The following is a 22,028-nucleotide window of genomic DNA, read 5'->3' as shown; positions in this document are numbered from 1 at the left end:
TTATCCCAACTGTAAAATACGAGGGTGGAGCCAAAGGTGACTAGTATTGATAATTACAACTTCTCATTCCCAGGAGAAGTAACAATTCCACAGGCTCCTCCTGAATTCAAATCAGGTTTTATCGGCATTGTTGGTCGTCCTAATGTCGGTAAATCTACTTTAATGAATCAATTAGTAGGACAAAAAATTGCCATTACATCACCAGTAGCACAAACAACACGTAACCGTTTGCGCGGCATTTTAACTACATCAGAGGCGCAATTAATTTTTGTAGATACACCAGGAATTCATAAACCCCATCATCAATTGGGGGAAGTATTGGTGCAAAATGCCAAAATTGCTATTGAATCGGTAGATGTAATACTGTTTGTGGTAGATGGAGGAGTAGCTTGTGGATCAGGCGATCGCTATATTGCCGAATTGCTCAGTCGCAGCAAAACACCAGTCATTTTGGGCGTTAATAAAATCGACCAACAACCGTCCGATTCTCAGTTTCTAGATGATAGTTACGCTCAGATGGCCCAGTCCCATGAATGGGAAATCGTGAAATTTTCTGCTAAGACGAGTGCAGGATTACCGCAACTTCAAGAATTATTAATTGAACATTTAGAAATCGGCCCATTATATTATCCTCCAGACCTGGTAACTGACCAGCCCGAACGCTTTATCATGGGTGAATTAATCCGAGAACAAATTTTATTGTTGACTCGTGAAGAAGTACCCCATTCAGTAGCGATCGCTATTGACCTAGTAGAAGAAACTCCCAGCATTACCCGGATACTTGCTACCATCAACGTTGAGCGCGATTCTCAAAAAGGCATACTCATTGGCAAAAGTGGAGCAATGCTCAAAGCAATTGGTAGCGAAGCTCGCGAACAAATCCAAAAGTTAATTTCTGGTAAAGTTTACCTAGAATTATTTGTTAAAGTTCAGCCAAAATGGCGACAGTCGCGGATCAGTTTAGCAGAGTTAGGCTATCGCGTGGAAGAATAAATTAGTCATTGGTCATTGGTCAAAAAGGCAAAGGACAAAGGACAAATGACAAATAACAAATGACTCTTAATAAATAAAAATGTCTTTAGATACTCGTTATCCCTTAAATTTACCCGCAAATGCTCCGCCGTTGCGCGTGTTAATTGTCGAAGATGATCCAATGATGCAACTGGGATTAGAGCAATCGTTAATGGCTCATCCTCAGTTAGAGATTGTTGGACAAGCAGAAGATGGTTATTTGGGAGTTCAAGCAGCACTGCAACTGAAACCTGATTTGGTGGTTATGGATATTGGGTTGCCGCGATTGGATGGCATTGCAGCAACACAGCAAATTAAGGCGGCGCTGCCAGCAACTCATGTGGTGATGCTGACATCTCATCAAACGGAGACAGAAATTATTGCAGCCCTCTCTAGCGGTGCAGATGCATATTGCATCAAAGGTGCAAGTGTGGAACGATTGTTAAGTGCGATCGCAGCCGCAGTTGATGGTGCAGCCTATCTTGATCCCCAAATTGCGCGGCGAGTAATTGATAATCTCAAACCACCCTCACCCACCACCAATACAGCCAATTTATCTGGACGCGAGTTAGAAGTGTTGAAACTGATGGTAGACGGCTTAAGTAACCCAGAGATTGCCGAAAAACTCTATCTCAGTCCTAACACCATTAAAACTCACGTCCGAGGCATTATGAATAAATTAGCAGTGGATGATCGCGTGCAAGCAGCAGTTGTAGCACTACGTTCTGGTTTGGTTTAGAAAACAAATGCAGCAAAATATAGAATATACAAATATTTACACTTTGAAAACCGAAAAGCGTGTACTTCAAATAAAATAAACAATATATTCTATAAGACTAATATTGGATTTCTGAAAAAACTCAGTACAGATCGAAAAGCTTAATTCCTTATTCCCTACTCCCCGCCCACGTAGATAATTTCAAAAATCAAATACGATTCCTATATATTGAAAAACTTATAGAACGAGGTTTGATGACTAAAGTTGGTCTAGAAAAAATTGAAGCTGCAAGACAAGATAACTCATGGAAGACGTTAGATGCGATCAAAAAATAGTGCCAAAGAAGCTTAACTCCTTTAGCACACTTTCTTTATAACCAAGGTTTTATCGTCTTATGGGCGGTTTTTAATTAAGATTACTTGGATAATTTGTATTGCTATCTCGCTAGAAACACCTAAAGCTTGATATAAATCATTTAAAAAGTTTTTTTCTTCTTCAGCTACAATACCTTCAGCTAGAACTAGATCGGTAGCTACTGCAAAGGCTGCTTCCCGCAAGTCTTGAGATAGAGAATCTTTGGCTGCATTAAATAAACTATTAAAATCATCCCCTTTGAGAATGCTCAAAATTTTCTCAAACAGCTTGTTCATCATCTCATAGGGATAACTTTTAAAAAGTTTCATCCGAGATAGCACAAAACTGATAGAATTTGCTTGTTCAAAAGAAAGATAACCGTCTGACGCTGTTGCTACCAAAACAATGACAGCAAAAGCCTCCTCTGGATTGAGTGCTGTTTGAGTTTGGCTTTCTGTGCCCAACACAGCGTCAAATAAACCCATTGTAGTAACTCCTTGGTTAGAGCCTCAAGAGCGTTACAGTTACCTGTCTATTTGGTAGATTTACAGGCAAGAGTGCAACGCTATGAGACTTTCATGCTTTAGTATTCCCAGTATTTGTTTCTGGCGAACACTTGCACCCAATGGTTTTTGGCAATAACTACACTGCCATTTGTAAACTACTTAGCGTTCTTCTGCCTTTTCTATTGTTTCAATTACCGCCAAACCTATACCAGAAGCTGCTAATAACAGTACTACTGATATTAAATAGGCGTTGGTCAACATCCGTAGGGCTTCATCGAAAAAAATGTAGGTGGTCATTGCTTCACCTTTTAAAATTTGTGCTGCTAGTACTTTTTATTTCTCCACACACCGATAGGTGAATTTCGCCGAGAAACTGCTAGCAATTGCATCTTAACAAAACTTTAGCTGTTTCAGAACAACATTCAAACTTTTTATTTCTGAAGATTTGATGAACTTTAGAAAGCCTTGGTAAAAGAAATTACTGAGGTTGAGTTTAGAGCAAAAGTTGTGTCACCCTAATTTTACGTAAAGATAGCTGTTAAATTAGTCAACTAACTCACAAATAATCATGACAAGAAGTATCCACAAATTGCCTATTTTTGCAGACTATGTTGTGTAATCCAAAGGAAACACACAAAAAGATTCCCGATTTATTAGAGAAACCGAGAATCTGAGCCACAAATTAATAGGATTATTATGATCTCAGTGCATGTACGAAAGTCACTTAATTACAAATTCCGAGCTTTTACCTAAAAAAAGAAAATATCTAAAGTAAACAATGTTCAATTGTCGCTACAACTGATTCAGAAAGAGAGTCAAAGTCGTAACCACCTTCTAAGCCAAACAGAATTTTACGAGTTATCCCTAGACAATAATCAGTAAATAAAGCGTAGTCTTCTGGCTGCAAATTGATACTTGCCAAAGGATCTGCGGCATTGCCATCATAACCAGCACTCACAATCAGCAAATCCGCCTGAAAGTTAGCTAAAAAGGGTACTACCTGTCTTTCAAATAGTGGCTGATATACTGCAATATCACTACCAGGGGGTACAGGTAAATTTAATACATTATTATGAAAGCCGCGTTCTGTCGATCTTCCAGTACCGGGATAGCAGGGATACTGATGTAAGGAACAATAGGCGATGCTTGCTTGGGTTTCAACGATCGCCTGAGTACCATTACCGTGATGTACATCCCAATCGAGAATGGCAACGCGGTTAATTCTAGGTTGTTCGAGGGCAAACAATGCTGCGATCGCAGCATTAGAAAATAGGCAAAACCCCATCCCCGCATCACTTTCTGCATGATGTCCTGGAGGACGTGCTAGTACAAAAGCTGGATTCGCCGACTTTAACACAGCCTCAACACCATCCAACCATGCACTGACTGCCAACAATGCTACATCATAACTACGCGGGGAAACTGGTGTATCTCCATCCAAAGGCCCGCCGCCACTAGAAGCGATTTGCCAAAGTTTTTTGATGTAGGCTGGGCTATGGGCCTTAACTAACATAGACATCAGTGATGGCTGTTCTGATGGTGGTGTAGGCGATCGCCAATCAATTTGATCTGCGAATATAGCTGCTTTTAAGGCAGTAGCGATCGCAATTAAACGTTCTGGTCTTTCAGGATGGTATTTTCCAGTGTTGTGATCTAAAAATTCGTCAGAATAGATGACTGGCAGCATAGGACGAAAAAGGTTAACTGCAAGACAATGAATGCTATTGTATCGTTACTCATACAAACAGTTTTTCCTTGGTACTAGTTACTGTGTCAACCTAAGTTGGCTGAATTATATAACGTAGACGTAAACGCGAGAGCGTCTCTAAGAGTTGCGGCTTGTCGCAGGATACCGCAGAGGTACAATGTTGCGAAGCTTCCCAAAATATAGGTTCGTATCAAAAGTAAATATATCTTAAGAAGCATTTAAAGAAATAAATCCAGCAAATATACTGTTATAAGACATAAGATAATTTTAACTTTGATAAATTTTTTTTAATAAAATAAAAATCTCGGCAGGTTGGGCTTGCTCCAACTTTGTACTTTCGTCAGTAATGGAAAAATTTGATTGCTCTCTCATGATTGATAGATAAATTAGTAAATCAAGAAAACAAGTTTTGCAATACTTATTTACAAAGTGTCTACTTTTGCAATTAACCCGGTGCTTCCCTGCTCAATAGGGATTAAAGACTTGAGGAAGGCATGGGATGATTTGCTTCCCCTAGTTTTTTCCTTCACAGCTACGCTTCATAGTTATGTGAGTTGAGCAACATGAACGTAGATGGATTTAGCCAGCAGATAGAGAAATTGTACTCAGAGATACAGAGGCTATTGCAATACCATGCAACCCAGCCAAACTCACAAGAAAAGATAATAACAGAGGCTTTTGAGAAACTTTATACCGCAATGGAAGAACTATTGACAGCTTCCGAGGAGTTAAAGATAACACGAGCGGCATTAGAGAAAGAGCGCCAGCGTTATCAAGATTTATTTGAGTTCGCTCCAGATGGTTATTTGGTAACTAATGCTATAGGGACAATCCAAGAGGCTAACCATGCAGCAGCAACCTTGCTCGGTGTCCACCAACAGTATTTAGTAGGTAAACCATTAATTATCTTTATTGCTCAACAAGACCGCCAGTCCTTTAGGCTTCAGATGAAGAATTTCCAGCAGCTACTGAACTGGGAAATTAACTTACAACCACGGGGAGGAGAGCCTTTCCCAGCTATGATTAAGGCGTCTGGGGTGTACGACTTACAGAAGAAGCAGGTTGGCTGGCGTTGGCTGCTGTGCAACATCAGTGAGCGCAAACAAGCTGAAAAAATGTTGCATCAAGCTTACGAGGAGTTAGAAATACGAGTAGCAGAACGGACAGCAGAACTAGTAAAAACAAATCAGAAATTGCTAACTGAAATTACAGAGCGTAAACGAGTCGAATCACAACTGCTATACCTTGCGTTTCACGATGCACTGACGGGTTTGCCGAACCGCGTTGCATTTATAAACCGCCTAAGACGTGCAATCGATTATGCAAAACGGCATTCAGATTATCTATTTGCTGTACTATTTATCGACCTAGATCGCTTTAAGCTAATCAATGACAGTCTAGGACACATAAAAGGAGACCAATTTCTGCTTGCTATTGCAAATAAGCTAGAAATATGCATACGCTCCATAGATACAGTTGCACGCCTTGGGGGAGACGAATTTACCATCCTGCTTGAGGGAATCCAAGATGTGTCAGACGCCATCAAAGCGGTTGAGCGGATTCAACAGGAACTAGCGTTACCCTTTGAGCTTGACGGACAAGAAATGTTTGCAACGGCAAGTATTGGTATTGCGTTGAGTTCTACAGTAAAGTATGAACAGCCAGAAGAAGTTTTGAGGGATGCTGATACGGCAATGTACCGAGCTAAGGTACTGGGCAGAGCGCGTTATGAGCTATTCAACTCAGATATGTATGCTAATGTTCTGGCGAAATTGCAGTTAGAGTCCGAATTACGTCGAGCAATTGAACACCTTGAATTTCAAGTTTATTACCAACCGATCATTTCGCTCACCAAAGGTTCTATTTTAGGTTTTGAAGCTCTGTTGCGCTGGCAGCATCCAGAGCGTGGTTTGCTTAATCCAGCAGATTTTATTCCCCTTGCAGAAGAAAGTGGACTAATTTTCTCTATTGGCAGCTGGGTGTTGAATGAAGCCTGTCGCCAAATGCAAGCTTGGCAGATGTGTCATCATTCCAACTTGCTAGAGAAAATCAGTGTCAATCTCTCCCTCAAGCAATTTTCCCAGCCAAATTTGATTGAGCAGATTAGGCAAGTTTTGCGCTCAACTGGTCTTGATGCTGCTAATCTAATGCTAGAGATTACTGAAGGCGTAATTGTGGAAAATAACAATAAGACAACTGCCGCACTTTTACAACTTCGAGAGATGGGTATTGAGCTATCAATTGATGACTTTGGTACGGGCTATTCCTCATTAGGTCGTCTTTATAACTTTCCGATTAATGTGTTGAAGATTGACCGTTCTTTCATCAGCTTGATGAGCGTCAATAGTCAAAATTTAGAAATTATTGAAATAATTATCACATTGGCACACAAGCTAGGTGTGGATGTTCTAGCCGAAGGAGTAGAGACAAAAGAGCAATTAGCACTTTTAAGAAAGTTGAACTGTGAATATGCTCAGGGAAATTTTTTCTCTGTTCCATTAAATAGTTCAGCAGCAGAAGCATTAATTATGACAAATCCTCGTTGGTAAAGGTTCTTTAAAAATAATTTTTATTCGTATTTTAAACGGGTATATAGCGCAAAACCAAAGTGGGGGTTTGTTGCAATCTAGTTTTGTAAAGGAGATTTTGACTCAAACAAAGCCACTTCATAGACGAATGGAAGTGCGTCTTTGCAGCAGAAGGAGAAGTGAACTACCCCGTAAAATTAGTCATAGCCCTCGTTACCGTAGTTACCAGCGATCGCCTAACATTAACAAGCTCTCTCGTTTTTCCTTTATCCCTTTCGTTCAATGACTCTCAACTTTCGCTAAATTGGAAAAAGGTAAACTTAAGGGAATTTTAAATGTCAGCACAATTGTTACTGGTGGATGATGAACCAGGAATACGGGAAGCCGTCAAAGACTATTTGCAAGAGAGCGGTTTCAGCGTTCAAGTCGCCAGTAACGCCCTTGAAGGTTGGGAATGGATGCAGATGAATACACCTGACTTAGTGATTTCTGATGTCATGATGCCTCAGGTGGATGGCTATCAGTTCCTAAAGCAACTACGAGAAGACCCCCGCTTCCAAGCGCTACCAGTAGTATTTTTAACTGCTAAAGGTATGACAGGCGATCGCATCCAAGGGTATCATGCTGGTGTCGATGCCTATCTACCCAAACCCTTCGATCCAGATGAGTTAGTGGCTATAGTCGAAAATTTGCTAGCCCGCCGTGCCGCTAAGGCTTCAACTACAGGAGATGACGTTGAAACCCCTGATATTGCTGAACTAGCCAATCAGATTGCCCAAATTAAGGCATTGTTAACTCAAAGAAATGCCATTTCCCAATCACCAGCCCCTTTCAAAATTGATTTGACTCCTAGAGAACAAAGTGTTTTGAACTTGGTGGCTGAAGGGTTGATGAACAAAGAAATCGCCCGTCGCTTAGAAACTAGCGTCCGCAATGTAGAAAAATACGTCAGCCGTTTGTTCAGTAAAACTGGCACCAATAGCCGTACAGAGTTAGTTCGTTTCGCCCTAGAACACGGTCTTGCTAAATAGACAGTTTTTGAATTGGACATCAGGCGTTGGGCATGGGAAAGAGGACTTGGGGACAAGGGGAAACACTTGTTGCAAGTTCTGATTTAAGTCGCCTTGTTCCCTTGTCTCCCCTGCCCCCTGCCTCTTGTGGGTGATTGGCAATAGGTAACTGGCTGTGAAACCATAACCTATTACCAGTAATAGATAAAACATAAGTATTTCAGCAAATCAGGCACTTAGCTAAAGTAAAAAACTAAAAGTAAGGTTATTTATTTTCACTTTGGCCTTTTAGATTTTCATTGAATTCGCGCCTTTTGTCCAATTCCCCATCTGTAAAGACACAGAATTTTATTGTTCCTGCAATGTTTTTATAAAAACTCGGTAAAATGCACCCGACTGAATTTTCTCTTAGATTCTATCAGTATCCTTTGCTACAAAGTTTTTAATAAAGAAACTGTTCCTGGGACTCGTGCTGCTAAATAAGACTTTCACAAAGGAGAAATCACAATATTTTATGAATTCTACTTACTGCTTAGTTTTTATTGCAACGGGGCTATACGATCAACATTTGATTTGATGCCCAACTCATGTTTTTTCGCTACTTAAATTACACCTTTAAGGCTGGGGATTTTCAGCAGCATTACGCAAGCGCATTAACTGGCGTCGCATTTGAGGTGAGGCTTTAAACTCGGACACTTCCTGCGCTTTAACAGACGCTTGTAGTGTCTCTAGAAAGTCGTCAGAACCCTCGGTCAAGGCATCAAGTAATACCTGTAACAGTTGTTCGCGATCGCCCAATAGACTCTTTTCCTCAATCAACCGGAATTTGAGATGGATTTCGCACTCATAAACACCTACTTCGAGATTATTTATCTGGCGTGGTAATGCTTTGGAGTTCATAGCTATTGAGATTCCTTTACTTGGTGGTCATGAGGGTAAGGAGGTAGATGCCCAGCAAAATTCTTTATATCTTCTTTGAATCCAAAGTGCTTGAATTAAGAATTTTTCTTCATCAATTACCTTTGTATTCCATTTCAGTCTCCTGTGTTTTATTTTCAAGCTAGATTTTGATGTGACTGTGCCAGATATAGCTTATGGTAAACCATAACTATTATTCAGTTTTTAAGATTCTACACAATAAAGTTTCTGTAAGAAGTTGTCCGGTCTTTTTAAAGCTTTTTACATCAACTTTATATGAACGTCAAGAACAGTTTGACTTGTTACTTGAATTTTGGTGTTTATACGTAAGTAAAATCGCTTAATTTTTTTGAACTTATTAAAGCCAGAGGTCGATGTAGCACTATTCAGTAAAATTACTTGATGTACGTTTTTTGCAATAGAAAAATTTGCATAAATTGATGAGCAGAATAATTAAGGTAAAAACTTTTGTTCTCCATAAAAAAATTTACACAGATCAAATTATTCCTGGTGAGTGCTTGACTCTACTGGCTTTTAGGCTTCATGAGTACGAAAATCTTGGCAGTAGGTAAGATTAGCACACCACTTTGACTTGTTTGTATACGCCAAATAAAAATACTCTCACCAGTAATTTTTACAAAAAAATAATTGGACTACTGTCAGTACTCGCTACTAATTGTGTCTTCAACTCCTAACAGAAGTAGTAAGTTAATCAGTACAGGTGATATTTTTACTTATGCCCATTCAATATACCCTTTTGAAACTGAGTTCAAAGCTTGTAAATTGAGAGCATTCAAGCTTCAATATACCGTTTACAATAATTTCAGTGTAATCCACCCAAATCTTACACCCTTTTATGGATAACCCGATGCTGCTCAAGTCCACAACCCGGCATGTTCGCATTTTTGCAGGCGAAATTGACCGGGATGGCGAACTGATTCCCAGTGAACAGGTCTTAACCTTAGATATTGACCCAGATAACGAATTTAACTGGAACGAAGATGCGCTGCAAAAAGTTTATCGAAAATTTGATGAACTAGTAGAAGCATCTAGTGGCGCAGACCTTACAGACTATAACTTGCGCCGTGTTGGGTCAGACTTAGAACATTATCTGCGATCGCTCCTACAACTTGGCGAAATCAGCTACAATCTATCTGCCCGCGTTACCAACTACAGCATGGGAGTCCCCCAAGTCGCAATTGACGACAAACAATAAGCTAATGAGTTGGTAGCCATCTGGCTGAACCTTTCTGAACAATTCAGATCCATCTGAAATCTACGAAAAACCTAACATCCTAACCCTCTTCCCGCGTTGGGAAGGGGGAAAATTAATTTATGAAGCTTTGCGACCTTCCGAAAAAGAACCCAAAAACGAGATTACCAGATTTTTAAAGCCTCTTCATTAGTCAGCTAGTTTGAATAGTTCACTGATCTTAATTCTTAATTAAAGTTAATTCTTGCTATCCTACTTATAAACTAAATAAATACCAAGATTATCTGCCTCTTGATGATGGAGTACAGCAAAAGCTTGGGGCGCAGTTATGCTTGGGTTATGCTTTGGTAACAGGGTTGGAGTTAGTTGCTTTAGCGATGGAGAGTCACAGAGCAATAGAAGCTATGATGAGGCTGTATTGACTTAGGAGCGTATTCTTTGGATAAGTAAGTATTAGCACCTGCTGATATCCCCCAGCTAAAATCATCATCTAAAGTCTGGGTATGTCAAGTTTAAGAAAGATGAGCGGTCTAGATTGTCCCTAATAATGCTGTTAAAGAAATTGCCAATCGCTTCCCGGTGCGAAAACTATGGAAAATGACGCGGCAACGGTCTACTGTACAAATGAAAGTTGTCAGGCTGCCAACCCCCTGACTCACAAGTTTTGCCTGCGATGTTCCACGCCCCTAATCAAAAATTACCTTTGGGCTGTGGTAGATGGCCCGAGTGTAGGTAGCCCTGGAGAAATATTAGCCGATCGCTATTTAGTCCTTGATAAATTTCTTCTTTTAGATACGAAACCTGGTTTATTAGCTCTAACGTCTGAGTTAGATAATTTGCAGCCTCTAAAAGCTTACCTGAGACTGATTCCCTACCGTTTACACGTACCGCAGGTATATGGAGTGCTTTTTCTCGGTGACAGACCTTCCCATCAAGAAATATTACTTTTAGAAAAACCTCCATTATTAGTAGATGACAAAATCCAACAAGTGCAGTTGGCCAGTGAGTTAACCACCGCTTGGCGTGATGCAACATCGATGCGCCAACTCAATTGGTTATGGCAAATAGCTCATTTGTGGCAACCTCTTGCAAGTGAAGGTGTCGTCTCTAGCTTGCTTGACTCAAATGTATTACGGGTAGAAGGATCATTAGTCCGTTTGTTAGAATTGCGTTTCGACGGAGCAACATTCCCAGAATTGCCCCAATTAGGTCAATTTTGGCAGCAGTTGGTTAGTGGTGCAAAACCAGCCATAACTGAATTTGTGAATGAGGTTAGCCTTTCTTTAATTCAGGGAAAGATTAATTCAACCGATCAATTAATTGGAGTTTTAGATCGCGGACTGGCTGGGTTAGGGCGATCGCAAACACCTTCAATCAAAATTCTCACCAAAACCGATACCGGGCCAAGTCGCCAACGTAATGAAGATGCCTGTAGCCCACCCAGTGGAACTCTGGTCAGTAAACCACCCCAACCAACAGCCTTAGCAATTGTTTGTGATGGCATCGGTGGACACGAGGGGGGCAATGTTGCCTCAAATCTAGCCATCGAAACGATCCAGCAACAGGTACAGCAACTAACAAAAGTTCCCTACGACCACATAGACCCCTCACTGCTACTGAATGACCTAGAAAAGGCAGTGGCAATTGCTAATGATAAAATTAGTCAGCGCAATGACAGTGAAAATCGCCAAGGGCGTCAGAGGATGGGCACGACTTTAGTCATGGCATTGCCTGTTGCTCATGAAATGTACATTACCCACGTCGGTGATAGTCGTGCTTACTGGATTACCCGCCACGGTTGTTATCAAGTTACCCTGGACGATGATGTTGCCTCCCGCGAGGTGCGGCTAGGCTATGCCATTTACCGCGAGGCTATACAACAAAGTTCTGCTGGTTCTCTCGTTCAGGCTTTGGGCATGGGGTCTAGCACTTCGTTGCATCCCACATCGGCACGGTTTATGCTCGATGAAGATGCTGTTTTTCTGCTCACATCCGATGGTTTGAGTGATTTTGATCGGGTGGAGGAGTACTGGGAAACAGAAATCTTGCCGATTCTAGTTGGGGAAGCAAATATAGCAAATGTTGCGGATAGATTAGTTGAAATCGCTAACACTAAGAATGGACACGATAATGTCACCATCGCTTTAGTTCATTATCAAGTCCAATACTGGGAACCAGAAATTACGATTCAAGCCTTTATTCCAGAGAGTTCTTCTGCCAAAACTATCGATTTTTCATCCAGGGCGACAGACCCAACACTTTTAAGTAGCCCAAACCATAAAACTCAGGTGATTCCAGACACTGAGCCTGCTAAAAGGCGCAGTCTGCCGCTACAGTGGATTGTTCCATTAATATTTGTGGTAGCAGCAGGTACTTTAGGATTGTTCGTGAAGCAACTGCGATCGCCATTAGTTCCCTTAATTTCATCCACTCCCATACCAACTTTAAATCCTACCATCGAAGCAACACCCATACAGCGATCGCTAGCTAACCTTTCTCCTGGCTGGGTAATTAAAACTAACAATCAAATCACCTTGGGAAACAACCAATCACTTCCACCTGGAGCTTTTTTACAAGTTATCAACACAAAACCAAATCCTAAACCTGTTTCGGGAAATTTTTCAGTGTCTATGCGAGTCTGTGCTAATAAAAGCACACAAACTCCGGCTAACACTAATAATCCAGCAGTAACTTCTTCAGTGCCATCAAATTCAAAACCTTTGCCAGCAACAGTATTGCTAGACTTCTCCCAACTGAAACGCTTTGATGTCTCTGTTTTAGCAGAAGATGCACCAAGTCCATGTACATCTGTTACACAACCTCCAGTTACTCAACCACCTGACGACAGCAGTCCAACTTAGTCAAATAATCGATAAACTGGTAGAAACCTGGAATAATAACAGGTAATAATCAGTGTAAAAAATTTACAAGGTAAAAAGTAGAAAGTTTTCACCTTGGAGAATTCTTATTTGAAATTATTTATTTTAGTTTTTATTTTAATGAATCCATGCCATCCCTGAATTTGGCGATCGCCCGTCTCCGTAACACTGGCACTGACAACTTCGCTATTTGGGTGGTCAAAGCTCCCTATCCCAGTGGCTACGTTTTACGTGACTGTGTATGGCCTGATGAACTCAATCAAGTCTGGCAAGAATGGCAGCAACTGTTTGCTGGTCATAGTCACTTAGATATTTCCCCAAACTCAACATCTCAAAAGTCCAACCCATTCCCCCCAGATTGGATTTCACCTCCTTCAAGTCAACCCACAGGCCCCTACAGCAGTCGTTTGATGCAAAACTTGGGAATGAATTTATGGCGTTGGGTATTTGATGGGCAAATTCTTGGTAGTCTAGAACGCAGTCGTGGTATTGCTATGGGTGAGCATACACGTTTGCGTTTTCGCCTAGAAATCCGCGACCCGGATTTGATCGCTCTCCCTTGGGAAATTATGCAGCGTGAACCTGGTCAATCAGCTATGTCACTATCCCAAGATTTGCTATTTAGTCGCACCAGCAGCGAAGTTGACCCCTTACCGTATTTGCGAACTGATCAGGCTTTAAGTATTCTGCTGGTTTTAGGTCATGATGACAAGCTGCAACTAGAACAAGAAGCTGCTATCTTACAGCAAACTCTTGCAGATACATCTGTAGGTGGTAATTCCCAAAGATGTGCCCCTTGTATAGTGACTCAACTCCTACAACCAACTCCACAGGAGTTAATTCAAGAATTAGAAACCAGAGCATACAATGTTTTTTTCTACGCTGGACATGGTTTGCCAGGCCCAGACGGGGGCTTACTGTTTTTGCGACCAGATATGCCCCTAAATGGGATAGAATTGGCGCAAGTATTGACCCATACAGGTGTAAAATTAGCAGTTTTTAATGCCTGTTGGGGCGCACAACCAGCTGCTATCAATCATCAAGCTATCCCTGCCAGCAGTTTAGCAGAAGTGTTGATTCGTCATGGTGTGCCTGCGGTTTTGGCGATGCGCGATGAAATCGCAGATCATGAAAGCCACAGTTTTATTCAAGCCTTTACCGAAGCTTTGCGATCGCACAAACCAATTGATGAAGCCGTAGCCCAGGCTAGGCAAGAATTGTTAACACTGTATAAATTTAATCAACCCGCTTGGACTTTGCCTGTTCTCTACCTGCATCCAGATTTTAATGGCGAACTCATTAAGAATCTGGATGAAGGTATTACTGAATTACCAGATACAGCCATTCCTGATATCGGTTCCCCGCTTCCGGCTGCTTCGTTGCGATCGCTTGCCCCCAAAGGTAAAACCTGGTTCCTGCGTTATGGAGTCACGCGTATCGGTCGCACGCAAGACAATGATATTGTTATCCCTGAACCATCAGTATCCAAACGCCATGCCGAAATTTTCTGCCGTAATACTCTTACTGATGCTACATTAGTGCGAAGTTATTACTTGCAAGATTTTTCCACCTACGGGACAACTTGGTTTTTAGGGCCTAATGGTTGGCAACAAATCCTCCGAGAGGAAGTCCCATTGAAATCGGGAATGCAGTTAAAGTTTGGAAGTGCTAGAGCTGAAACCTGGGAGTTTATTATTGAAGACTCGTAGCATAGCTATTGCAGAAATAAATTTTAGTCTTTAGCATCAACCTTTAAAATCTATTTTTACTATAGAAAAATTCAACTGTTTTTGCGGAAATCTCTTCTGAGGGATTGTAGCTGTAAATACCACCAAATAATAATTGTGAGGCAATGAAACATGGCTAATAAAATTAACGGCTCAGAGACTTTCTCTTCTTTGCCAGCTCAAATGGATTTAGAATTATTAGAAGCGTTACTAGAACCAGATGATGCTACCTATCCCTGGAATCCAGGTGATGAAGAATCAGAAGCTTATTTTGACGAATTAGAACAACAGTTCGGAATGCAAGATTTGCTTGAGGAAGAACTAACAACGCGATCGCAGGATTTTTATAGCCATTTAGACACACTTTGGTCTGGTATCTCTCAAAAGTCAGACAATAATCACAATCACCAACAAGCACAAGTACTTAATCTTCAACAGACATTATCTAGTACTTTTGCCGCTTGTGTCCCCCAAGCATTGCTCAACACCATCGCTACCAAAGCTGCTGAAATTCTTGCTGCCCAGCAATCAATCGGTGAACAACTGGTTGAGTGTGTTCAGACAGTACTACCAAATTGGGGAACAGAGGATCTTTTAGTTTTGGCTCGTCCTTTTACTTACGCTATGCGAAGCAGCGAATCGCAAAACGCGGCATCTGCACTCAATAATCTTCAAAATAACGAGTGGACGGCTTTATCAGAAGTAGAGAAAGCAAAAGTTACTTTAGCGATCGCTTCTTATGCTTTTAATGAACTCAACAAGTCTGAGTATGAAGCATAACTTGAATGCACTCTCTCTTTTTTCTACATAAATTTCCAATGCAAGCAGATTTATCTGCTGATAACACTTGTGTAGCGATTTATTTTAAGCATTCACTAATTTCCACTATTTTTATATAGTGAGCCTAAAGTAACTTCACAATAAACTGATTATAACATTAGTCCATCTATCACAAGACATAAATATTCAAAAGTAATTGGCCAAACAGGGCATTGATTATTAATTCTTCTCCCCTTGCCTCCCCTGCCCCATCCCTTATTTTGGCCCAAGAAATCTGGTAGCAAAATTTTGCGATCGCGTCGGTGATAGCGCCCGTGCCTTGAGAATTGCTGCCATCAAAAAGGCGTAAGATAACACCCCAACAACTACTAACAGCAAGGCATTGATTGATCCCGTAGCATTCCACAAAGCATGAAGCGCAGCAGCACTAAGATAACCAATAGAGAGAATTTGCCAACTTCTACTGGGTTTTAGGACAGCCAACCCAATAAAATAACCCAGATAGCCACTATAAGCCATGTGTCCTGCTACAGACCCTAAAATTCGCGGAATTAGCAGTTGTAAACCCGCCAGTTGACCAGCAGCGCCTATACCAACCTGTTGCGTGACATTCTGAGTAATATCTGGCACATATTGTCCGAGAGTTTCCAAGAGAGTAAAGCCTACAGCAGAAGCTGTTCCCAGGAGAATACCATCTAGAGGTTCCCAGATGCCTACGCGTTCCCGCCAAGGTGAAGATAATATTCTGCCGATGGCAAACGCCCCTAGTACAGGCAATGCCTTGAGTAATTCTTCCATCAAGCCAGCGCCAAAAAACATCCGCACCAGCAACTCTGTAAAGGTTATAGATTCTTGGGATGAGGGCAAGTTTCCAGGCAGGACGATGCGAAACACGAAGATAAATAAATCCAACAACGGACTAAGCAAAATCAGCATTGTACCTAGTGCCGCAGCCATTAGCACCCACCAAGGCTTCTGTTTACCGCAAAGTTGGTAAACAAAATAGTAGGCAGCAAAGGCGATGTAAGTAGCTACAATCACCTGATTTGCTTGGGGCTGACCAACTGTAGCAAACATTAACACTACAAAGATTACAGTCAGAATTCCCGGTACGAGGTAAGCTTTACGAGTTAAATCTTTGCCAGTGGAAATAATCGGAAAAAGCTGGGTGAAGCTAACAGAATCTGGCTGCTTTAATTGCGTGTGGCCGTGGTGATTTGTCGCCGAAGGTAATGGTGTAACTTGGTTAACTGTTGTGGCCGGGGTGAGTAGGGTATACTCGTATTCAAAAACGTATTGCGGCCCATCAGCACCTAGAGAAATGCGATCGCCTGGGTGCAATTCCTGACATTCATACAAGCGTTGTCCATTCAAATAAGTGCCATTTGCACTATTTAAATCACAAAGCACCCAGCTGAATTTGCTATCTGGTGATACAGAGAGGGGACGAACCACTGCATGACGACGAGATACCATTCGGTACATCATGGCATCCAAGACAACTTGGCAGCTAGGGTCGCGTCCAATTACCATCTCTTTACTGGGGGGCAGGGAATAGCGAGATTCTGATCCCAAAGTTGCCCCATTACCAGACACTAGCCGCAGAAATGCATTATGTCTTGCGTGTTTGCCTGTCATCGATAAGAAGTGCGTTTCTAAACTAATTCTTCACATAATTTGGCAGCAGGACTAACCTTAGCCACATTAACAGCAGCATTGCTAAATCCACTATAGCTTCACTTCCTGCTAAGAAATTTAAATTTTATAGATGCAAAATTTCAAATTGTTTTACCTAATGTAAATTAAGTATTCCATTTGCTCTTGAGTTTATCCTAAAACTGGTTTGTTAGGCGGATAAATCAGATTGTATGGGTGGTATACTCTTGACATCCTAACTGCAAATTAAACCCACGGCAATTTATTAAAAAACAGTATTTTTTACTGCATTTTGTTCTATTTCAAAAATATATAATTTTCAGTGGTATTTTGTGAGCCAGTATGGTTTTCTGACAAAGGGAGAGGCTAGCACCGCAAGGCGGAAGTCAAAAGTCAAAAGTTAAAAGTCAAAAACAATACAGCGTAAGCGTTTTGTTGATTTGGAATGGTTTTGGTATCTTGCCTCAAACAACTGTAGCCAATTCTGGGTGTTCAATCTTAGTTCCAAGTACTGTGAGGAATTCTGCCAACCAATGGGGGTGAGCAGGCCAAGCTGGTGCTGTCACCAAGTTACCATCAACTATTGCTTGATCAACAGGGATATCGACATAAATCCCTCCAGCACTCTTGACATCTGGGCTACAAGCAGGGTAGCCAGTACATCTTTTGCCTTGCAGTACATTAGCCGCCGCCAATAACTGCAAGCCGTGGCAGATGGCAGCAATCGGTTTATTGGCTTGGGCAAAGTGACGGGTGATTTCTAGTACCTGCTGATTCAGGCGGATATATTCTGGTGCGCGTCCTCCGGGAATCACTAAAGCATCGTAGGTTGCAGCTTCTACTTCTGCAAAGGTGGCATTTAAAGTGAAGTTATGACCGGGTTTTTCGCTATAAGTTTGATCTCCTTCAAAATCGTGAACTGCTGTCCGTACCTTGTCACCAGCTTTTTTGTCTGGGCAAACTGCATGGACAGTGTGTCCCACCATTTGCAACGCCTGGAAAGGAACCATTACTTCATAGTCTTCTACGTAGTCCCCAACCAGCATCAAAAGTTTCTTTGTAGCCATATTTTTTTACCCTCACCTACTAGTGAATAGTTAAAAATGGTTTATTAAGTAAATATTAATTTAGAGTTAGCTATATTAAGTGTTAAGCTATGCGTAAATTTCTGATACATTAGAGCATTAATTGTACTGTAATGTATCATTTCAGAGCGTTAAGTTAACAAAGTTGTTCTGTTAATGATTATTGACTAATTAAAGTAGATGGAATTCTGCGATCGCTCTCTCAAAATTTTTGTTTTCATGTCCTGGGCGGCTAAGTTTAATCAAAGCAAAACGCTGTAAGGGCGTTAAAGTTGTCCACTTTTGCTGTGTTAGAGTTACACCTAGTTCTTGAGCTTTTTCCTCGATGCTGGCTGGTACAGTGGCAGAGTCTAGCCATGCGGGATGAGGCTCAATGGGCAATTTTGTAGGTGGTATACCCGTGCGTTGTAAAATTAATTGCTGGATATGCTCGCGGTAAGACTGAATTTCTGTTTCTGTAGTGCAAGGTAATTCGACTAAAGCTTGACGCTCGGCTGTAGTCATTTGATTCCAATCAGACAATTTTAGCTTGATGCCACAGGTATCTAATTTGCAACGTACCTGCATGGGGATACAACGCAGCGAATCAACAAAGTCTGCTTCAAATTCAAAGAAATCTGTCATAAGAAAGTATTCAAAATTTGAATGTTCAAAATTAAAGGTTTTTAACCATGAATGGAAGGTGCGTTACGCAACGTTCCACACCCTACATATACCTAGATTCTTTCATAACTTACTAATTGCTATATATCTAACTAAATTGTATGCCAGACATATTGAATTTTTAATTGGTATTTTTGGAATTACTAAGACGAATTATCAAATAACTAATTGACAAGGCGAGGATAGCAATTCCTAAGCCAATTATATCAATACCTCCAACTTTTTCTAAGTCAAGAATAATAATTTTTCTGGCAACAGCAATTAAAGATGTAACAATAACTAATTCAACTTGGAAAACGTGTCTTCGTAAATAAGCTGTGATATTTTCTAAAATTTCTAAAGCAATTAAAATATTCAAAAATAATCCGAAAATTTTATACACTGTTGTGTAAAATTTTGCATAAGGTGCTGTAAATAACTCTTTAACAATAAATACTCCTAAATCTGCGATCGCTACCAAAATGACGACCACCATGAAAATAGATAGAACTTTAGAAACTATCACTTCTATGTTTTCAATGAAATGCATGAAGTTCTCATCTTTAGTAGCTTCTAGAATTCGCCTCATTAACTTTTTCATCTGCTGCACCCGATTTTTAAATAAAATAAAATCCCATAGATAAATCTAGAGGATTAAAATAAGATGATTTGTAATACTATCTGATTTTTATTCTTTCCCATAGCTTAACTCGGCGCTAGTAAAACCTCCGGTTATTATCAATTTAACCTCTTCAAATATGGTAATTGGTATGGGTCAATAGTAGAGAGCTATAAAAAATAATAATCACTATTGGCTATTGATTATTGACTAAATTACCTATTGGTGATTATTAATTATCTCTTAAGCAGCACACTTGGGAGCTTACCATTGTGAGGATTGGAGTTGATAATCTTTGACTGTAGCTTCTACAGAGATTGGTATCAGCTGCACAGCACAAGCTTTTAATTCTGGTTGGAGCGAATCGGGGCAAGATTCTGGATGGGTGAGGGCGTTGGCTTCGGCATTATCTGCCCACAGTGAACCCCAGTGCATGGGGACAAAGACTGTACCAGGCGCGATCGCTTTTGTCACTTTAGCAGGAAACTTCGCTTTACCCCGACGCGATCGCACTTCTACATACATAGTATCTACAATACCTAAGTTCGCAGCATCACGGGGATGAATTTCAATAAACGGTTCGGGATGCATTTTACAAATTTTTTCAATTCGCCCGGTACGTGTCTGGGTATGCCAGTGTCCGTAAAGTCGTCCATTAGTTAGCACAAAAGGATAATCTGGATCTGGTGGTTCTGCCAATCCCTTTGAGTAATATGCCCCAAATCGAGCGCGTCCATCAGGAGTGTGGAAACGGAGGTTAGTATATAACCGTTTCCCAGAGCGATTGGCAGATACTTCTCCCCCTGCTTCCCCTGCTCCTCTACTCCCCCTGCTCTCTTCAGGATGAGGCCATTGAGTCGGGCCTTCTGCTTGTAATTGGGCGTGACTGATACCTGTCATATCGCAGGGGCGAGTTTTAGTTAGTTTGACAAACTCAGCATAAACTTCAGCAGAGTTAGCAAAGGCAAACTCTTTCTCAAAATCTAATCTACGTCCAACTTCGGCGAAAATTTCCCAATCTGCTTTAGCTTCTCTTGGCGGTTGGCGAAATGCTTGACATAAAGTTACCACCCGTTCGGAGTTTGTCATTACACCAGTTTTTTCACCCCACTGGGCGGCTGGTAGCAGAACATGAGCGTAAGCAGAGGTTTCTGTGGGATAATATGCGTCTTGGTAAATAGTGAAAGGCGATCGCAATAATGCCTTTTTAGTTCGCTCCAAATCTGGCATACTCACAGCTGGGTTGGTAGCCGCAATCCACAGTAACTCTACAGCCCCATCTTCCAAGCCAGTAATCATATCCCAAGCAGTCAAACCGGGATTGGGCGAAATCTGTCCTGGCTTAAGTCCCCAAAACTGCTCAACTTCTGCTCGGTGCTGAGGATTTTTTACTACCCGATAACCTGGTAATAAATGCGCCAAACCTCCGGCTTCGCGTCCTCCCATTGCGTTTGGCTGACCAGTGAGGGAAAAAGGGCCAGCCCCAGGTTTGCCAATCTGTCCAGTCATCAGGTGCAGGTTAATGATAGTTCTTACCTTAGCCGTCCCTTCTGAGGATTGATTTACACCCATTGACCACAAGGACAATACTCGCTGCGATTCACCCCAATAGCGAGCTGCTGTTTCTAAGTTTTCAATGCTGATTCCACATTGACGAGCCACCACCTCTGGAGGATAGTGCCGAATCACTTCAGCATAAGCAGGAAAGTTGCTAGTGCAGTCATCCATGAACATGGTATCAATGTAATTCCAGCGCATCAACAAGTGGGCGATGCCGTTTAACAAGTCGATATCTGTACCAGGACGAATCGCTAAATGCAAGTCAGCAGCTTCTGCTGTTGGTGTGCGACGGGGATCAACCACAATCATTTTGACTTTGCGGTTCTTTTTGTGATACTTTGCCAGCCGATTGAAAACGATGGGGTGACATTCAGCTGTATTAGTACCAATTAAAAATGCACAATCAGTTAACTCCAAGTCATCGTAACAGCAGGGCGGGCCATCTGAGCCAAAGCTTTGAATGTAGCCAGACACCGCACTAGACATACATAAACGAGAATTGGCATCAAAATTATTAGTACCCAGACAGCCTTTCATTAGTTTCTGGGCTATATAATAATCCTCAGTTTGAAACTGGCCGGAACCATACATACATAAGGCTTCTGGCCCTTGGGTGAAGCGGATAGTTTGAATGCGCTGCGTGATTATATTAAAAGCTTCATCCCAACTAACGCGGCGAAACTCTTGATCTAAGGAGTCTCGCACCATTGGGTAATGTAATCTATTTTTATCTAAAGATTCTGCGATCGTTGCACCTTTGACACAAACCATTCCTTGACTAGATGGATGGGCTTTATCGCCGCGCACCCGCCAAATTGGATTTCCTTGGCTATCTCGATTAGTTGCTTTGCCAAGTTGGGCTGGGGGTGAAACTTCTAAACCACAGCCAACACCGCAGTAGGGACAAAGGGTTTTGGTAAATTCACTCATGGCTAGCGACAGGTTGAGAGATTTGTGTGTAATGCAAAAACTCTTTGAAATTTTTATTCCTTGGCGTCCTTGGCGTCTTGGCGGTTCGTTTTTCATAAGTTTTTTTAACGAACCGCCAAGACGCCAAGAGCGCAGAGAGAAGAAAAAAAATCATGAATTAGGATTCCTATGGAAGGATGAAGTG

The 22,028-nt window shown here is 41.4% G+C and carries 17 protein-coding genes; 8 read left to right on the top strand and 9 right to left on the bottom strand.

Annotated elements, in window-relative coordinates:
• Positions 1 to 36 precede the first annotated feature (36 nt).
• Together era and RMZ43_RS20370 are read left to right on the top strand one after the other, a co-directional pair.
• Entirely contained in the window at positions 37 to 993 is a 957-nt protein-coding gene (era, locus tag RMZ43_RS20375; protein WP_322655392.1) for a GTPase Era, read from the top strand.
• A 79-nt stretch (positions 994 to 1,072) separates the two neighbouring features.
• The gene (locus RMZ43_RS20370) at positions 1,073 to 1,750 is read left to right on the top strand and encodes a response regulator (protein WP_109008954.1); all 678 of its coding nucleotides are present in this window, start codon (positions 1,073 to 1,075) and stop codon (positions 1,748 to 1,750) included.
• A 371-nt stretch (positions 1,751 to 2,121) separates the two neighbouring features.
• Here RMZ43_RS20370 and RMZ43_RS20365 read toward each other — a convergent pair whose 3' ends face one another.
• From RMZ43_RS20365 to RMZ43_RS20355, 3 genes are all read right to left on the bottom strand, one after another.
• The gene (locus tag RMZ43_RS20365) at positions 2,122 to 2,568 is read right to left on the bottom strand and encodes a tellurite resistance TerB family protein (RefSeq protein WP_322655391.1); all 447 of its coding nucleotides are present in this window, start codon (positions 2,566 to 2,568) and stop codon (positions 2,122 to 2,124) included.
• A gap of 180 nt (positions 2,569 to 2,748) precedes the next feature.
• On the bottom strand, positions 2,749 to 2,886 hold the full coding sequence (locus RMZ43_RS20360) for a hypothetical protein (protein WP_322649797.1): 138 nt from the start codon (positions 2,884 to 2,886) through the stop codon (positions 2,749 to 2,751).
• A 469-nt stretch (positions 2,887 to 3,355) separates the two neighbouring features.
• Positions 3,356 to 4,276 carry a histone deacetylase family protein gene (locus tag RMZ43_RS20355; RefSeq protein WP_322655390.1) on the bottom strand — a complete coding sequence of 307 codons (921 nt, stop codon included), beginning with the start codon at positions 4,274 to 4,276 and terminating at the stop codon, positions 3,356 to 3,358.
• 584 nt (positions 4,277 to 4,860) lie between these two features.
• Between RMZ43_RS20355 and RMZ43_RS20350 the strand changes: the two genes are divergently transcribed.
• Positions 4,861 to 6,846: a sensor domain-containing protein gene (locus RMZ43_RS20350; RefSeq protein ID WP_322649799.1), complete on the top strand. Its 1,986-nt coding sequence runs from the start codon at positions 4,861 to 4,863 to the stop codon at positions 6,844 to 6,846.
• A gap of 314 nt (positions 6,847 to 7,160) precedes the next feature.
• Complete coding sequence (locus tag RMZ43_RS20345) at positions 7,161 to 7,856, top strand: response regulator transcription factor (protein ID WP_100900763.1); 696 nt, start codon at positions 7,161 to 7,163, stop codon at positions 7,854 to 7,856.
• Positions 7,857 to 8,450: 594 nt separating this feature from the next.
• Here RMZ43_RS20345 and RMZ43_RS20340 read toward each other — a convergent pair.
• Positions 8,451 to 8,735 carry an Npun_R1517 family heterocyst differentiation transcriptional regulator gene (locus RMZ43_RS20340; protein ID WP_118166493.1) on the bottom strand — a complete coding sequence of 95 codons (285 nt, stop codon included), beginning with the start codon at positions 8,733 to 8,735 and terminating at the stop codon, positions 8,451 to 8,453.
• 874 nt (positions 8,736 to 9,609) lie between these two features.
• On the opposite strand from RMZ43_RS20340, the gene RMZ43_RS20335 reads away from it, so the two are divergent.
• The 4 genes from RMZ43_RS20335 (at position 9,610) to RMZ43_RS20320 (ending at position 15,352) form a co-directional block, all read left to right on the top strand.
• Positions 9,610 to 9,969 carry an NAD(P)H-quinone oxidoreductase subunit M gene (locus RMZ43_RS20335; protein WP_100900765.1) on the top strand — a complete coding sequence of 120 codons (360 nt, stop codon included), beginning with the start codon at positions 9,610 to 9,612 and terminating at the stop codon, positions 9,967 to 9,969.
• A gap of 587 nt (positions 9,970 to 10,556) precedes the next feature.
• Positions 10,557 to 12,827, top strand: a complete 2,271-nt coding sequence (locus RMZ43_RS20330; RefSeq protein WP_322649800.1) for a PP2C family protein-serine/threonine phosphatase — start codon at positions 10,557 to 10,559, stop codon at positions 12,825 to 12,827.
• 146 nt (positions 12,828 to 12,973) lie between these two features.
• A complete protein-coding gene (locus RMZ43_RS20325; RefSeq protein WP_322655389.1) occupies positions 12,974 to 14,554 on the top strand; it encodes a CHAT domain-containing protein in 1,581 nt (526 codons plus the stop codon).
• A gap of 150 nt (positions 14,555 to 14,704) precedes the next feature.
• Positions 14,705 to 15,352 carry a hypothetical protein gene (locus RMZ43_RS20320; RefSeq protein WP_322655388.1) on the top strand — a complete coding sequence of 216 codons (648 nt, stop codon included), beginning with the start codon at positions 14,705 to 14,707 and terminating at the stop codon, positions 15,350 to 15,352.
• A gap of 255 nt (positions 15,353 to 15,607) precedes the next feature.
• On the opposite strand, the gene RMZ43_RS20315 is transcribed toward RMZ43_RS20320, so the two are convergent.
• The 5 genes from RMZ43_RS20315 to RMZ43_RS20295 form a co-directional block, all read right to left on the bottom strand.
• Positions 15,608 to 16,990, bottom strand: coding sequence for a PrsW family glutamic-type intramembrane protease (locus RMZ43_RS20315; protein WP_322655387.1), 1,383 nt, complete (start codon positions 16,988 to 16,990; stop codon positions 15,608 to 15,610).
• Between the two features lie 482 nt (positions 16,991 to 17,472).
• The gene (locus RMZ43_RS20310) at positions 17,473 to 18,075 is read right to left on the bottom strand and encodes a DJ-1/PfpI family protein (RefSeq protein ID WP_322649804.1); all 603 of its coding nucleotides are present in this window, start codon (positions 18,073 to 18,075) and stop codon (positions 17,473 to 17,475) included.
• A 189-nt stretch (positions 18,076 to 18,264) separates the two neighbouring features.
• Positions 18,265 to 18,717 (bottom strand): nitrate reductase associated protein, encoded by a 453-nt coding sequence (locus RMZ43_RS20305; RefSeq protein ID WP_322655386.1) that lies wholly within the window; start codon positions 18,715 to 18,717, stop codon positions 18,265 to 18,267.
• A 160-nt stretch (positions 18,718 to 18,877) separates the two neighbouring features.
• Entirely contained in the window at positions 18,878 to 19,336 is a 459-nt protein-coding gene (locus RMZ43_RS20300) for a phosphate-starvation-inducible PsiE family protein (protein WP_322649806.1), read from the bottom strand.
• A 282-nt stretch (positions 19,337 to 19,618) separates the two neighbouring features.
• Positions 19,619 to 21,844 (bottom strand): molybdopterin oxidoreductase family protein, encoded by a 2,226-nt coding sequence (locus RMZ43_RS20295; protein WP_322655397.1) that lies wholly within the window; start codon positions 21,842 to 21,844, stop codon positions 19,619 to 19,621.
• Between the last annotated feature and the right edge of the window lie 184 nt (positions 21,845 to 22,028).

The organism is Nostoc sp. CmiVER01 (assembly GCF_034531135.2).
Classification (GTDB): Bacteria; Cyanobacteriota; Cyanobacteriia; order Cyanobacteriales; family Nostocaceae; genus Nostoc.
The sequence above is the reverse complement of the archived record's forward strand: the minus strand, read 5'-3'. Positions and strand labels throughout refer to the sequence as shown.